The following is a 15,476-nucleotide window of genomic DNA, read 5'->3' on the forward strand; positions in this document are numbered from 1 at the left end:
GTCGGTGAACGGAAAATGCAAAAACCAAACCAAGGCTCTGAAAAGAAGCGCTTAACCCGTGAAACAGGCGTTTGACGCTCGTTTGCGTGGCACAGGGCCTGCTCTCGCGGGTAGTTTCGAACCAAAATGGGTTGGAATGTGAGTACGGTGCAGCTTGTTGCACCAATATAGTGCGCAAAGCTAAGCGACGTTAGAAGAAACGCAGGAAGGGGTTTTTTGTCTCAGGCGGTTTGTCTTTCAGTGGGCATTCCGGGCGGATGCCGTAATCGTCCTTGGCGCAGGGTTTGACTTGGCGTTTCTGTGCGAGGGAAATGCGTAGCATGTGAAACGGCTGGTTGGCTGTGCGTTCGACGGTACGGCCTTCGGCGTCGAGGATTTCGACAGAAAGGTTGTGGCTGCCACGGTCGATATTGTTCAGCGGAAACACTGGACTCAGGCCGGGCTCGCCGGTGGCCTGACCGTCCAGTAGCAGGCGATAACGATGACCGCGTTGCAGGCCCGGCTCGCTGGTGACGCTGACAATGATTTCCCCTGCACTGCTGCGAATCGTGGCATCGGGTTCGGGCACCAGAATGCGCAGCATGTCGTAGTGGAACGGCGGTTGTTCTGGGGATTTCTTCGCCGTGGTGATCGGCGCGGCGGCCGTTGGATTGGCCGACATGCGATTGCTGGTAGCGATAGGTACGCGCTTGGCGTTGCCGCGTGGCTGGTCGGTGTAGACGCGATTGCCCTGCGCATCTACGTAGGTAAAGACCTCTGCCGAGGCTTGCAGCGTCATCAAGGCCAAAGCGGCGACCAGCCACGCGCGAATCATGGCTTGTGTACTCGCTGTACGCTGAGGGGGACTGGCGGGCTCTGCTGGATGATCGTCTGCCCATCGATCACCTGCACGGCGAGTCGGTGTTCGCCGCGATCAACGTTCACCAGTTGCAGGATCGGCACGTTGCTCGGCTGGCCGTAGGGTTCGTCATCCAAAACCAGTCTTAATTGATGCGGCGGATGCAGGCGCGGCTTGATCAGTACCTGGACGGTGAACGTGCCGTTATTGGCGCGCAGGGCTTCCTCGCTGGGCAGGCCGGCGAGTTCGAGAATGTCGTAGGCATTGCGCGCAGGTTCACGGTTGTCGGTTTCAGGCGCGGGTGGTGCGCTGGGCGCCTGCGGCTCGACACGGTTGAGCGGCGGCAACTCCACGGGCTGCGCCTGCACACCGTCCGGCGAATGATCGCTGTACACCGTGTTGCCGTTGGCGTCGGTGTACTTATAGATCTGCGCGACGGCGGGTAGGGCGATCAGCAGCAGAATGTAGAGAAGCGTGCGACCCATGAAATCGACCGGGATTGAAAGCGATGGGGTGCAGCATAGGTCAGGTGCGGCGGTTGGCCCAACCCTGCACACATCCAGAGATCATTCAGAGACCACAATTGATCGTTCCCACGTTCTGCGTGGGAACGCCTCAAGGGACGCTCCGCGTCCAGTGACGCGGAGCGTCACGGGCTGCATTCCCACGCGGAGCGTGGGAACGATCAGCATCACGTCATAAATTGCGGGCAATAAAAAAGGCCTCCCGAAGGAGGCCTCTTTCACTCACGCCACTTACCGCGGCGCTACCGGATCAGCAGCTGTAGTACAGCTCATATTCCAGCGGGTGTACGAAGGTGCGAACCTTGATTTCTTCTTCCGATTTCAGCGCGATGTAAGCATCGATGAAGTCGTCGGAGAACACGCCGCCCTTGGTCAGGAACGCGCGGCCCTTGTCCAGCTCTTCCAGGGCTTCTTTCAGGCTGCCGCAAACTTGTGGGATCTCTTTCGCCTCTTCAGGCGGCAGGTCGTACAGGTTTTTGTCGGCAGCATCGCCTGGGTGGATCTTGTTCTGGATACCGTCCAGACCGGCCATCAGCAGTGCTGCGAAGGCCAGGTACGGGTTGGCAGCCGGATCCGGGAAGCGGGCTTCGATACGGCGGGCTTTCGGGCTCGACACGTAAGGAATACGGATCGAAGCAGAACGGTTGCGAGCCGAGTAGGCCAGCATGACCGGAGCTTCGAAGCCTGGCACCAGACGCTTGTAGGAGTTGGTCGCCGGGTTGGTGAAGCCGTTCAGGGCCTTACCGTGCTTGATGATGCCGCCGATGAAGTACAGAGCGGTATCGGACAGGCCGGCATAGCCTTCACCGGCGAAGGTGTTCTTGCCGTCTTTCCAGATCGACATGTGTACGTGCATGCCCGAACCGTTGTCGCCGTACAGTGGCTTCGGCATGAAGGTCGCGGTGCGGCCGTAAGCGTCAGCAACGTTGTGCACAACGTATTTCAGGGTTTGGGTTTCGTCGGCTTTCTTCACCAGGGTGTTGAACTTGACGCCGATTTCGTTCTGGCCGGCAGTCGCCACTTCGTGGTGGTGAACTTCAACGGTCAGGCCCATTTCTTCCAGTGCGTTGCACATGGAGGTACGGATTTCGTGGTCGTGGTCGAACGGTGGAACCGGGAAGTAGCCGCCTTTGACGCCTGGACGGTGACCCTTGTTGCCGCCTTCGATGTCCTGGTCGGACATCCACGAACCTTGCTCGGAGTAGATCTTGAACATCGAGCCGGAGATGTCCGACTTGAATTTCACCGAGTCAAAGATGAAGAACTCAGGCTCTGGACCGGCGAACACAGTGTCACCGATACCGGTGGCTTTCAGGTGTTCTTCGGCACGCTTGGCGATCGCACGTGGGTCGCGGTCGTAGCCTTGCATGCTCGAAGGTTCGATGATGTCGCACACCAGAATCAGGGTGGCGTCTTCGGTGAACGGGTCGAGAACGGCAGTTTCGTCAACCGGCATCAGGATCATGTCGGAGGCTTCGATGCCTTTCCAGCCAGCGATGGAGGAACCGTCGAACATCTTGCCGACTTCGAAGAAGTCTTCATCCAGCGCATCGCGAGCCGGCATGGTCACGTGGTGCTGAGTGCCTTTGGTGTCCGTGAAGCGCAGATCAATCCACTTGACGTCATGATCTTTGATGAGTTGAACCGTCTTCGACATATGTCCTCCGGGTGGCTTCGGGCTTGGTAGTGGATGCCCTTGAATTTGGTTGATGCCGGCGCGAATACTCTGCCAAGGCAACCTGCCTCACAAGGGAGCAAATTGCATGCCAGTGCCCCAGCATGGGTTTTTTGCCCCAATTTCACGCTTATTAAGGTGCTACGCGCCTGAAAGTGGAAAATCTCGCCCTCTAATGTAGCGTTATAAATCGAAAATGACCTGTTTTGGTGCATGCAAAACCTTCTGCACATTAACTGGTTAAACCTTGAGCAATTTCCGCTATAATCCGCGCCCCCCTTTTTCGGCTGGCCGTTCGCGCGCTGTTTTCATGAAACTAATCGTAAAAGTCTTCCCCGAGATCACCATCAAAAGCCGACCTGTCCGGACGAAGTTCATCCGCCAGTTGGCCAAGAACATCCGCACCGTGCTCCGCGACCTGGACCCGGCCGTGGTGGTGAACGGTGTGTGGGACAATCTCGAGCTGGAAACCCGCATTACCGACGCCAAAGCCTTGAAAGAGATGGGTGAGCGCCTGACCTGCATGCCGGGCATCGCGCACTTTTTGCAGATCGACGAGTACCCTCTGGGCGACTTCGACGACATCACCGAGAAGTGCAAAGAGCACTATGGCGCTGCACTGGCCGGGAAGATTTTTTCGGTGCGCTGCAAGCGTGCCGGCAAGCACACCTTCAGCTCGATGGACGTTGAAAAATACGTCGGCAGCAAGCTGCGCCGTGAGTGCGGTGCCGCCGGCATCGACCTGAAAGCGCCGGAAATCGAAGTGCGCATCGAAGTTCGCGACAAACGGTTGTTTGTGATTCACAGCCAGCACAACGGCATCGGCGGTTATCCGCTGGGTGCGTTGGAGCAGACGCTGGTATTGATGTCCGGCGGCTTTGACTCGACCGTTGCGGCCTACCAGATCATTCGTCGCGGCCTGATGACGCACTTCTGCTTCTTCAATCTGGGCGGTCGTGCCCACGAATTGGGCGTGATGGAAGTCGCGCATTTCATCTGGAAGAAGTACGGCAGCTCGCAACGCGTGCTATTTGTCAGTGTTCCGTTCGAAGAAGTTCTGGGCGAAATTCTCGGCAAAGTCGATAACAGTCATATGGGCGTTGTATTGAAGCGTATGATGTTGCGCGCGGCGTCGAACATCGCCGACCGCCTGCACATCGAAGCGCTGGTCACTGGCGAAGCGATCTCCCAGGTGTCGAGCCAGACGCTGCCGAACCTGTCGGTGATTGACTGCGTGACCGACAAGCTGGTCCTGCGTCCGCTGATCGTAGCGCACAAGCAGGACATCATCGACACCGCCAACGAGATCGGCACTGCTGATTTCGCCCGGCACATGCCGGAATACTGCGGGGTTATTTCGGTCAACCCGAAGACCGCCGCCAAGCGCGGTCGCGTTGAGCACGAAGAGAAAGAATTCGACATGGCGGTCCTCGAGCGTGCGCTCGAAAACGCCAAACTGGTGCCGATCGATCGGGTGATCGACGAATTGGGCCAGGACATACAGATTGAAGAAGTCAGCGAAGCACTGGCCGGCCAGATCGTGATCGACATCCGTCACCCGGATGCCGCCGAGGATGAGCCGCTGGAACTCGCTGGCGTAGAAGTACAGACGATGCCGTTCTACGCAGTGAACGCTCGTTTCAAGGAGCTGGATCCGACTCGCCAGTACCTGCTGTATTGCGACAAAGGCGTGATGAGTCGCCTGCATGCTCACCATTTGCTCAGTGAGGGGCATGCCAATGTGCGCGTTTATCGACCGAGCTAAGTGCCCGGGGCTGTTTGCCTGTGGCCTGCGTCACCGGCCCCCCGACACCGCCGTCAAGCTGTAACGGCCATGCCGGACACTACTGCTAATCGCTGCCAAGACTTGTCAGCAAACCGAATCCTCTGATCGAGATACACAAGTGATCGAAAATCTACGCAACATCGCCATCATTGCCCACGTTGACCATGGTAAAACCACCCTGGTAGACAAACTCCTGCGTCAATCCGGCACTCTGGAGCGCAACGAGCTCAACGACGAGCGCGTGATGGACTCCAACGACCAGGAAAAAGAGCGCGGTATTACCATTCTGGCGAAAAACACCGCCATCAACTGGAACGGCTACCACATCAACATCGTGGACACCCCGGGCCACGCCGACTTCGGCGGCGAAGTTGAACGCGTAATGTCGATGGTTGACTCCGTTCTGCTGCTGGTTGACGCTCAAGACGGCCCTATGCCGCAAACCCGTTTCGTGACCAAAAAGGCTTTCGAAGCCGGCCTGCGTCCAATCGTGGTGATCAACAAGGTTGACCGTCCAGGCGCGCGTCCGGACTGGGTTCTGGACCAGATCTTCGACCTGTTCGACAACCTCGGTGCAACCGAAGAACAACTGGACTTCCAGGTTGTTTACGCTTCGGCCCTGAACGGTATTGCCGGTCTGGATCACACCGCCATGGCGGAAGACATGACTCCGCTGTACCAAGCGGTCGTCGACCACGTTCCGCCTCCGGCCGTTGACCGTGACGGTGCGTTCCAGATGCAGATCTCCGCTCTGGACTACAACAGCTTCCTGGGTGTTATCGGCGTTGGCCGTATCGCTCGTGGCCGCGTCAAGCCGAACACCCCGGTTGTGGCTATCGGTGCTGACGGCAAGCGCCGCAACGGCCGTATCCTGAAACTGATGGGTCACCACGGTCTGCACCGCATCGACGTTGAAGAAGCTGCAGCCGGCGACATCGTCTGCATCAGCGGTATGGACTCGCTGTTCATCTCCGACACCCTGTGCCACCCGGATACCGTCGAGGCGATGAAGCCTCTGACCGTTGACGAGCCAACCGTTTCGATGACCTTCCAGGTAAACGACTCGCCATTCTGCGGTAAAGAAGGCAAGTTCGTGACGTCCCGTAACATCAAGGACCGTCTGGACAAAGAGCTGCTGTACAACGTTGCCCTGCGCGTTGAAGAAGGCGACACCGCTGACAAGTTCAAGGTTTCCGGCCGTGGTGAGCTGCACCTCTCGGTACTGATCGAAACCATGCGTCGCGAAGGCTTCGAAATCGCTCTGGGTCGTCCGGAAGTGATCATTCGTGAAGTCGACGGCGTCAAGCAAGAGCCGTTCGAAAACGTGACCATCGACATCCCTGAAGAAGCTCAGGGCAAGGTCATGGAAGAGATGGGTCTGCGTAAAGGCGACCTGAGCAACATGGTGCCGGATGGCAAGGGCCGTGTTCGTCTGGAATACAACATCCCTGCTCGCGGTCTGATCGGTTTCCGTAACCAGTTCCTGACCCTGACCAACGGTGCTGGCATCCTGACCTCGATCTTCGATCGTTACGACACCGTCAAGTCGGGCCACATGTCCGGCCGTCAGAACGGCGTTCTGGTTTCGGTTGAAACCGGCAAGGCACTGACCTACTCGCTGGAAACCCTGCAGGCTCGTGGCAAGCTGTTCGTAGAACACGGCCAAGAGATCTACAACGGTCAAATCGTTGGTCAGAACAGCCGTGACAACGACCTGGGTGTAAACCCAACCAAAGGCAAGAAGCTCGACAACATGCGTGCTTCGGGTAAAGACGAAACCATCGCTCTGGTACCACCTGTTCGCTTCACCCTGGAACAGGCTCTGGAATACATCCAGGAAGACGAGCTGTGCGAAGTCACTCCTAAGTCCATCCGTCTTCGCAAGAAGATCCTGGACGAAAGCGAGCGTACCCGCGCTGCCAAGAAAGCCAAGAACTGAGTCATTAGTTCAGGCTGAATGAAAACGCCCCCGGTCGAGAGACCGGGGGCGTTTTTGTTTGTCTGGGGGAAATGCAGGTTAGGTCTTGAAGATCAAGAGCCCCTCACCCTAGCCCTCTCCCGGAGGGAGAGGGGACTGAATGGGGGATATTCGTGAGATGCACCGACTTGAAAGAATTCTGCTGAATCCACAATCGATGTGGTCGAGCTTTATCGAATCCATAATCGACTGGTTTTTTCAGGTCGGTGTATGGCGCCAGACACCTCGGTCGGCCCCCTCTCCCTCGGGGAGAGGGCTGGGGGTAAGCTTTTAAAACTTCTCAATTGCGCGGAAATTCTGCTCGCGCACCACTTCCTTCGGCTTGTAAGCGCAATACCCCGGCCGTGGCCCGATCTTCGGGTGATTGCGGCAGGTATCCGGGCGCTTGTCATAAATGGTGCACAGGCGGCTCTTACGATCCAGGTAGTAGCAATCGTTGTTGCTCATGCGCTGCAGGGTGAAGATGCCGGACTTCTGGTTGAAGCGCTCGACCAGACCTTCCTTTTGCAAACGCTTGGCGATGTTCTTCGGCGGGTCGCCCAGTTCGAACTCGTCGACTACGCCGATGCGCACCAGATCCTTGATCTTCACCTCAACCGGCAGCGTGCAGCAGCTGGATATGCAGGAACCGCACATCGGGGCTGAGTATTTTGCCCACGTATCGAGACGATCGATCTCGGCGGCGGCAATCAGGTTGGGCTTCATCATCGGGAGTTACCAGGCGTGTGTGCATCAGGGCGCGCGATCATACCGGGACTGGTGGATTTTTGAACAACCTTTCGCCAGATTTTTTCTGCATACAGGCACATTGCCGGACAATTCGGCACGGCCCCTGCATTCATTAGCTCACTTGCCAAGGTAATGCCGGGCTATCTCACAGTCTCGGGAAAAACTGCCGAACCAGAGCCGCTACCGTCGGTCAGACCGTCTAGGCTCAGACAATTCCCCGCTCGCTCGAGGTCCTATCGATGACTCAAGAACCACTAGTTCGCGAAGCAGAGGTGGCCGCATTCCGCGACGCCGTCTTGACCAAACTCACCTATGCGGTGGGCAAAGACCCCGATCACGCCTTCGACCATGACTGGTTCGAAGCCATCGCGTTGGCTGCGCGTGATCACATGGTCGAACACTGGATGGACCACACCCGGCAGATCTACCGCAAAGGCCAGAAAAGGGTGTATTACCTCTCGCTGGAATTCCTTATCGGCCGCTTGCTCTACGACAGCCTGAGCAACCTCGGCTTGCTCGACGTCGCCCGTGAAGCGTTGACCGAACTCGGTGTCGATCTGGAACGCATCCGTTTACTGGAACCCGATGCGGCGCTCGGTAACGGCGGCCTCGGGCGTCTGGCGGCGTGCTTCATGGAAAGCATGTCGACCCTCGGCATCGCCGGTCACGGCTACGGCATTCGCTATGAGCACGGCTTGTTCCGCCAGGCCATCGTCGACGGCTGGCAGCAGGAGCAGACCGAGCACTGGCTGGATTTCGGTAACCCGTGGGAGTTCGAACGGCCAGAAGTCGTCTACACCATCGGCTTCGGCGGCAGCGTCGAAACCGTCACCGATGTCTCTGGTAAATCCAAGCAAGTCTGGTCGCCGGCAGAAACCGTCCGCGCGATTGCTTACGACACGCCCGTGGTTGGCTGGCGCGGGGCGAGCGTTAACACTTTGCGCCTGTGGCGTGCCCGCGCCATGGAAGATTTGCACCTGGAGCGCTTCAACGCCGGTGACCACTTGGGCGCCGTCGCCGAAGTGGCCCGCGCCGAAAGTATCTCCCGCGTGCTTTACCCGGCGGACAGCACTGAAGCAGGGCAGGAGCTGCGCCTGCGCCAGGAATACTTCTTCGTCGCCGCTTCGCTGCAGGATCTGCTGCGTCGCCATCGCAACATGCACACCTCAGTGCTGACGCTGGGCGATCACGCGGCGATCCAGCTCAACGACACCCACCCTTCGATTGCCGTCGCCGAACTGATGCGACAACTGGTCGACGTCTACGACGTGGCGTGGGACGCGGCGTGGCAAGTGACGGTCGATACGCTGTCGTACACCAACCACACGTTGTTGCCGGAAGCGCTGGAAACCTGGCCGGTGGGCCTGATGGAACGCATGCTGCCACGGCACATGCAGATCATTTACCTGATCAACGCCCAGCACATCGATTCGCTGCGGGCCAAAGGCATTCACGATTTCGACGTGCTCCGCGCCGTGTCGCTGATCGAAGAAGACAACGGTCGCCGCGTGCGCATGGGCAACCTCGCGTTCCTCGGTTCGCACAGCGTCAACGGTGTATCCGGACTGCACACGCAGCTGATGCGTAAAACCGTGTTCGCCGAACTGCACAAGCTCTACCCGGAGCGGATCAACAACAAAACCAACGGCATTACTTTCCGTCGCTGGCTGTATCAGGCCAACTCGGAACTGACTTCGATGCTGGTCGACGCATTGGGCCCGGATCTGCTGGATAACGCGGAGGAGCGCTTGCTCGATCTTGAACCGTTCGCCGAGAAGCCCGCGTTCCGCAAAGCCTTCGCCGAACAACGCCTGCACAGCAAAAAAGCCTTGGCCTATCTGATTCATGAACGCTTGGGCATCGCGGTCAACCCGGCGGCGATGTTCGACGTGCAGGTCAAACGGATCCATGAATACAAACGCCAGTTGCTCAACCTGCTGCACACCGTGGCGCTGTATCAGGCGATTCGCGCCGAGCCGGAAGTCGACTGGGTGCCGCGAGTGAAAATCTTCGCCGGTAAAGCGGCGGCGAGTTATCACCAGGCCAAACTGATCATCAAGCTGACCAACGATATCGCCCGGGTGGTGAACAACGACCCGACCGTGCGTGGCCTGCTGAAAGTGGTGTTTCTGCCCAACTACAACGTCAGCCTGGCGGAAAGCATCATTCCCGCAGCGGACTTGTCCGAGCAGATTTCCACCGCCGGGTTCGAGGCGTCGGGCACCAGTAACATGAAGTTCGGCCTTAATGGCGCACTGACCATCGGCACGCTGGACGGCGCCAATGTGGAAATGTGCGAGCGCATCGGTGCCGAGCACATGTTCATCTTCGGTCTCAGTGCGCAGCAGGTTGAAGCGCGTAAACAGAATCATGAGTTCAGTGCCTTGCCCGACATCGCCGCCTCCCATCGTCTGAACGATGTGCTGCAAGCGATTCGCGGCGGGGTGTTCTCGCCGGATGACACCTCGCGCTATACCGGGTTGATCGACTCGCTGGTGGATTACGACCGCTTCCTGGTCTGTGCCGATTTCGACTCGTATTGGGAAGCGCAGAAACGTGTCGAAGCGCATTGGCATGATTCGAATAACTGGTGGCGTTCAGCGGTGCTGAACACGGCGCGGATGGGCTGGTTCTCCTCGGACCGGACGATTCGCGAGTACGCCACGGATATCTGGAAAGCGCTGGAGTAACTTTCCACTACAAATGTGCGCAAGGCCCAACGTTTGTTGGGCCGGATCGATATACTGAGCGCCGGTTACCGGATGCTCCAGTCACCACCGATCCAATGTGGGAGCGAGCCTGCTCGCGAAGCGGTTGTCATGTTAAACAGAAATGTTGGCTGACAAACCGCTTTCGCGAGCTGGCTCGCTCCCACTGGGTTTGTGCCTAGACTGAAGCAATCGCCGGACTTGCCCTGTCTTGGGGCTGCTTAGGGATATCGACCATGCAATGGATGTTCATGTTGATCGGGCTGGTGCTCGGCTGGCTGCTCGACGAGTCGTTCAGTGACGCGCTGTTGGGCGCATTGCTGGGGCTGGTGATCGGACAGACGATTCGCATTGCGCGGCTGGGTGCGCAGACGACGCAGCAACAACATCAACTTGAGCAAGCAAAGATTGCCTTGCAGGGCGTTGAACAGCGTCTGTTTTTGCTGGAAGGTGCGCCGGTTCATGCCGCGCCGCCACCGAGCGCAGCGCCTGTCAGCGAACCCGTTGTAGAACCCGTTAAAGTCGTCGAAGAAGCTCCAGCGCCAGAACTGGTGTGGGAGCTGCCGCCCGAACTCCAACCGATTTCCGCCGTCGCCAGCGAAACCAGTCAACCGCTGCCCGTCGATGTCTGGCGCCTTGACGCCGTCACGCCCGAACCGCAAAAACCTGCCGAACCCCGTGGTCCGAACCTCATCGAGCGCGGCATAAGTGCTGCGCGCAATTGGCTGTTTGGCGGCAACACCGTGCTGCGGGTCGGCGTGGTTTTGCTGTTTTTCGGTCTGGCATTCCTGTTGCGCTACGCCACTGAAGGCATGGTCGTGCCGATCGAGTTGCGCTACGCCGGTGTCGCGGCCGCCGCGCTGGGTTTGCTCGCGCTCGGTTGGTGGCTGCGCCGGCGCAACAGCAATTACGCCTTGATGCTGCAAGGCACGGGGATTGCGGTGCTGTACCTGACGGTGTTTGCGGCGATGCGTCTGCATCCGCTACTCGATCCTTCCGCCGCGCTCGGTTTGCTGGTTGCAGTGACAGTGTTCTCGGCGATTCTGGCGATTACACAGGATGCGTTGGGATTGGCGGCTGCGGCAGCATTGGGTGGTTTCGCCGCGCCGATCCTGACTTCGACCGGCGCCGGCAACCACGTCGCGCTGTTCAGTTATTTCGCGCTGCTCAACGCCGGGATTCTCGCCATCGCCTGGTTCAAGGCCTGGCGCTTGCTCAACCTGATCGGCTTCGTCGGCACCTTTGGTATTGGCTTCGCGTGGGGTCTTCGTTCGTATGCGCCAGAGCTATTGTGGAGCACCGAGCCGTTCCTGATTCTGTTCTTCCTGATGTACCTCGCCATCGGCCTGTTATTTGCCCGGCGCAAATTGCTCGACATGCCCGATGCCCCGGCGGACGGCGACCGCGACGCGTTGCTGCACTGGTCGGCGCGCAAGGGCGATTACGTCGACGGCACCATGTTATTCGGCCCACCGATTATTGGCTTCGGTTTGCAGTTCGCGCTGGTACAGCATCTGGAATTTGCCGCAGCGTTCAGTGCGCTGGCCCTGGGCATGATCTACATGGCGTTGGCCAAGGTATTGATGGGCGGCCGCGCGGTGCTGCTGGGTGAAACCTGTCTGGCGCTCGGAGTGATTTTTGCCAGTCTGGCCATTCCGCTGGGACTCGATGCGCGTTGGACCTCGGCAGCCTGGGCGGTGGAAGGTGCGGGGATTTTCTGGCTCGGTCTGCGTCAGCATCGACCGTTCGCCCGGGCCTTTGCGTTGCTGCTGCAACTGGGTTCCGCGTTGGCCTTCCTTAGTCAGTTGCGCGCTGGCGAAAGCAGTCTGCTCGACGGTGCGCCGCTAGGTGCGTTGATGCTCGGCATCGCGTTGCTGTTCAGTTTCTATCAACTGCGCAAGGCCTCGCCGGAACAGGCATCGCCTTGGGAACGCCAGGGCCTGCCAGTGCTGGCAGCTCTGGGCCTGACTTTCCTCTATCTGCTGGCGCCGCTGTTTTTCTTCGTGCAGGGCACGGCGATCAGTTGGGCGCTGGCCGGGTTGGCGACTCTGTTTGTCGGTCTGCGGATTCAATCGCGTACGTTCCTGTTCTCTGCGTTTGCTGTGCAGTTGCTCGGTGGCGCGTTGTTTCTGTTGCGTCTGCAAGGTGCAGGGGAAGATTCCGCTGCGGTGTTCAGCGCCGGTTGGAGCGGTTTGCTTAGTGCGTCGTTGATCGGTCTGGCATTGATCGCCGGCATGCTGGTGGCGGCTCGCGATGACATGGTGCGCAGCGATGTGCGCCTGTTGCACGGTCTGTCGGTGGTATTACTGGCCGGTCTGGTGCTGATCAATCTGGCCGTGCTGTTTGTGCTGCCGTGGCAAACGGCGAGTGCGGTGTGGGCCACGAGTGGTTTGCTGATCATCTGGCTGAGCCTGTACCTCAAGCAGCGTGTGAGTTTTGTCTTCGGTTTGCTGTTGCAGGTGATCGGCGGCGCGGCGTTTTTGCTGGCCGGTCCCGAGTTGCTTGGGCCGCTGTCCAGCGAAGGTTTGAAACCGTTGGCCCATGGCGGATTCTGGACGCCGCTGGTGCTGGGGCTGGCGGCGATGATCGGTGCCTGGCGTCTGCAACTGGGCAATCACGCCACGGCATTTGATGCGTTGAGTTTGCAGCGCTTGTCCGAAGTGTTGCTGGTGTGGGGCGCCGGTTGGTGGGCGTTGGCGTGGGTCAGTGAGGTGCTGCGATTTGCTGCGCCGAATCTGCAGGCCACGTTGTTGCTGTTGGTTGCCGCCGTCAGTGTGGCGTTGTGGACACTGTTGTCATCGCGGTTGAAATGGCCGGCGCTGGGTTTGCTGTGCACCTTGCTGATTCCGGCGGCGGGGCTGGTGTTGCTCGCTGCGTGGCATTCGCGTTATCACCCGGCGGCCGATTTCGGTTGGCTGGCGTGGACGGCGCTGTTTGCCGTGCATTTCTTCAGCCTTCGACGTTTGGCGCCGATGCTGCCAACGCGAGCCTTGAGCACCGCGCATGTGCTCGGCTGCTGGCTGCTGATCGGCGTGCTGGCACTGGAACTGCGTTTCGGCCTGCTGCTGTTGTCCGAGCAATACAACGCCTGGCGCTGGCTGGGCTGGGCGATTCTGCCGAGCCTGTATTTGCTGCTGGCGGCGGCACCGCGCAACTGGCCGTGGCCGGTGGTGGCATTCCCTCGCGAATACCGCTTGTATGCCGCCGCACCGTTGGCGGTGCTGATGCTCGCGTGGTTCTGGCTGGCGAATGGCGTCAGCGATGGCAATGCCCAACCGTTGCCGTACGTGCCGCTGCTCAACCCGCTGGAGTTGGGCCTGCTGTTCGCTTTGTTTGGCGTTTATGTGTGGTCGCGCAGTGCGATTTCGCAGTTGTCGATCCGTCAGGACTACGCCGATTACGCCACGCAATTGATCGCTGGGGTTTCGCTGTTCGCTTTCTGCACCGCGCTGGTGACCCGCGCCGCGCACCATTGGGCCGGGATCCCATTCGAGCTGGATACGCTGCTCGCTTCGATGCTGGTGCAGGCCGGGCTGTCGATCGTCTGGACGCTGATGGCGCTCGGCCTGATGATCGGCGGGCATCTGCGTCATCGCCGCGAAGTGTGGCTGATCGGCGCGGCGCTGATTGCGCTGGTGGTGGCCAAACTGATTTTTGTCGAACTGAGCAACCGTGGCGGCCTCGCCCGGATCGTCTCGTTTATCGGCGTCGGCGTGTTGCTGCTGGTGGTCGGCTATTTCGCGCCGCTGCCGCCCAAACGCGTCGATGCTGACCTGGCGGCGGACAAACCGGCCCCGGACACCGAAGGAGTTTCATCTTGAGTCGCATGCTGAATCTGGGTTGGTTGGCGTTGGGCGTGGTGATGGTGGCCGGCGCTCAGGAAAAACCGGCGGACTTCGCCACGCAAGTGCCGCTGGCGGTCAGTGGCAACGGCCCGTGGTATCGCCTCGAGTTGCCGCTGAGCGTGCAATTGCAGGCGCGCCAGACCGATCTCAGTGATCTGCGTGTGTTCAACGCCGCCGGCGAACCGCAGGCTTACGCCTTGGCGCGCGAGTCGGCGCAAACCCGCGACGACGGTAAGTTGCATGAGGTGAAGTGGTTCCCGCTGTACAACGCCGCCGACGCCAGCGAACGAGCGCCGAACGTGCGTGTGCAATCGACCACCAACGGCACGCTGGTCGAAGTGCAGCCGTCCAGTCAGTTGGAGGCGGGTGAAGAAGTGCTGCGCGGCTGGCTGCTGGATGCCAGCGCGATCAAGGCGCCGCTGCAGCAGTTGATCCTTGACTGGACCAGCGAGCGCGACGGCTTCCAGCGTTTCAGCATCGAAGCCAGCGACGACTTGCAGCACTGGCAGCCGTGGGGCGAAGGTCAGGTCGCACGACTGACCTTTTCCGATGAGCGTATCGAGCAGCACGAAGTGACGCTGCCGGGACAATCGGCGCGTTATGTACGGCTGTTGTGGGAGTCGCCGAACTCGGCGCCGATCCTGACGGCGGCACAACTGAAAAGCAGTGATCCGCGCAATGTGCCGCTGCCGTTGGTCTGGTCGCAGGCCTTGGCCGGCAGCAGCGCCAAGGCCGGGGAGTACACCTGGCAATTGCCGATGGGGCTGAATGTCGAGCGGGTGCAGGTTGAGCTGAAACAGCCGAACAGTCTGGCGCCGGTGACGCTGGCCGGCCGCCGTGAAAGCAGTTTGCCGTGGCAGACGCTGAGCAGCGGTTTGCTCTATCGCCTGACCCAGAATAATCAGGATGTGCTGCAGAACGAACTGCAACTCTACGGGCAAACCGTGCAGCAATTGAAACTGAGCGTCGACGAGCGCGGCGGTGGGTTGGGTGAGCAGGCGCCGAGTCTGAAATATGCGGTGCGGGCGACGCAGGTGATCTTCCTCGCGCGCGGGGAGGGGCCGTACAGTCTGGCGCTGGGTAATCCGAGTGTAAAAACGGCGAATCTGCCGTTGGCGACGCTGATTCCGGATTTCAAACCGGAGAAGCTGGCGGCGTTGGGTAAGGCTTCGGTTCAAGGTGAGACGGTTGTTACGCAGACTTCTGGGGCTACTACGGCGGCGGTGGCCGAGACCAATTGGAAGAAGATCGGGTTGTGGGCGGTGTTGTTGCTGAGTGTGGTTTTTCTTGGGGCGATGGCGTTCAGCTTGTTGCGCAAGCCTCCTTCCAATACCTGAGAATGGCTGTCGCTGCGCGCCATTCGCGAGCAGGCTCGCTCCCACAGTGGATCTTC

The 15,476-nt window shown here is 59.5% G+C and carries 9 protein-coding genes; 5 read left to right on the forward strand and 4 right to left on the reverse strand.

Translation table 11 applies throughout. The features are described 5' to 3' along the window. Window positions 1–190 precede the first annotated feature (190 nt). From ACZZ0G_RS13570 to glnA, 3 genes are all read right to left on the reverse strand, one after another. Window positions 191–814, reverse strand: coding sequence for a DUF4124 domain-containing protein (locus ACZZ0G_RS13570; RefSeq protein ID WP_463556463.1), 624 nt, complete (start codon window positions 812–814; stop codon window positions 191–193). After that, the gene (locus tag ACZZ0G_RS13575) at window positions 811–1,323 is read right to left on the reverse strand and encodes a DUF4124 domain-containing protein (RefSeq protein WP_463556464.1); all 513 of its coding nucleotides are present in this window, start codon (window positions 1,321–1,323) and stop codon (window positions 811–813) included. The genes ACZZ0G_RS13570 and ACZZ0G_RS13575 overlap by 4 nt, the downstream gene beginning before the upstream one ends. Before the next feature lie 289 nt (window positions 1,324–1,612). Then, the gene (glnA, locus tag ACZZ0G_RS13580) at window positions 1,613–3,019 is read right to left on the reverse strand and encodes a type I glutamate--ammonia ligase (RefSeq protein ID WP_007909254.1); all 1,407 of its coding nucleotides are present in this window, start codon (window positions 3,017–3,019) and stop codon (window positions 1,613–1,615) included. A 328-nt stretch (window positions 3,020–3,347) separates the two neighbouring features. Here glnA and thiI point away from each other — a divergent pair, with 328 nt between their 5' ends. Both thiI and typA read left to right on the forward strand, forming a co-directional pair. Beyond that, a complete protein-coding gene (gene thiI, locus ACZZ0G_RS13585) occupies window positions 3,348–4,802 on the forward strand; it encodes a tRNA uracil 4-sulfurtransferase ThiI (RefSeq protein ID WP_463556465.1) in 1,455 nt (484 codons plus the stop codon). A 139-nt stretch (window positions 4,803–4,941) separates the two neighbouring features. Further along, complete coding sequence (gene typA, locus ACZZ0G_RS13590) at window positions 4,942–6,762, forward strand: translational GTPase TypA (protein WP_038359982.1); 1,821 nt, start codon at window positions 4,942–4,944, stop codon at window positions 6,760–6,762. A gap of 309 nt (window positions 6,763–7,071) precedes the next feature. Here typA and ACZZ0G_RS13595 read toward each other — a convergent pair whose 3' ends face one another. Next, a complete protein-coding gene (locus tag ACZZ0G_RS13595; RefSeq protein WP_008080573.1) occupies window positions 7,072–7,509 on the reverse strand; it encodes a YkgJ family cysteine cluster protein in 438 nt (145 codons plus the stop codon). A 260-nt stretch (window positions 7,510–7,769) separates the two neighbouring features. Here ACZZ0G_RS13595 and ACZZ0G_RS13600 point away from each other — a divergent pair, with 260 nt between their 5' ends. The 3 genes from ACZZ0G_RS13600 to ACZZ0G_RS13610 all read left to right on the forward strand — a co-directional run bounded on the left by ACZZ0G_RS13600 (window position 7,770) and on the right by ACZZ0G_RS13610 (window position 15,420). Further along, window positions 7,770–10,220 carry a glycogen/starch/alpha-glucan phosphorylase gene (locus tag ACZZ0G_RS13600; protein WP_463556466.1) on the forward strand — a complete coding sequence of 817 codons (2,451 nt, stop codon included), beginning with the start codon at window positions 7,770–7,772 and terminating at the stop codon, window positions 10,218–10,220. Between the two features lie 254 nt (window positions 10,221–10,474). After that, window positions 10,475–14,059, forward strand: a complete 3,585-nt coding sequence (locus ACZZ0G_RS13605; protein ID WP_463556467.1) for a DUF2339 domain-containing protein — start codon at window positions 10,475–10,477, stop codon at window positions 14,057–14,059. Further along, complete coding sequence (locus ACZZ0G_RS13610; protein WP_463556468.1) at window positions 14,056–15,420, forward strand: DUF3999 domain-containing protein; 1,365 nt, start codon at window positions 14,056–14,058, stop codon at window positions 15,418–15,420. Before ACZZ0G_RS13605 ends, ACZZ0G_RS13610 begins: the two co-directional genes overlap by 4 nt. Window positions 15,421–15,476 lie beyond the last annotated feature (56 nt).

It is taken from the genome of Pseudomonas sp. AC169 (assembly GCF_979258515.1).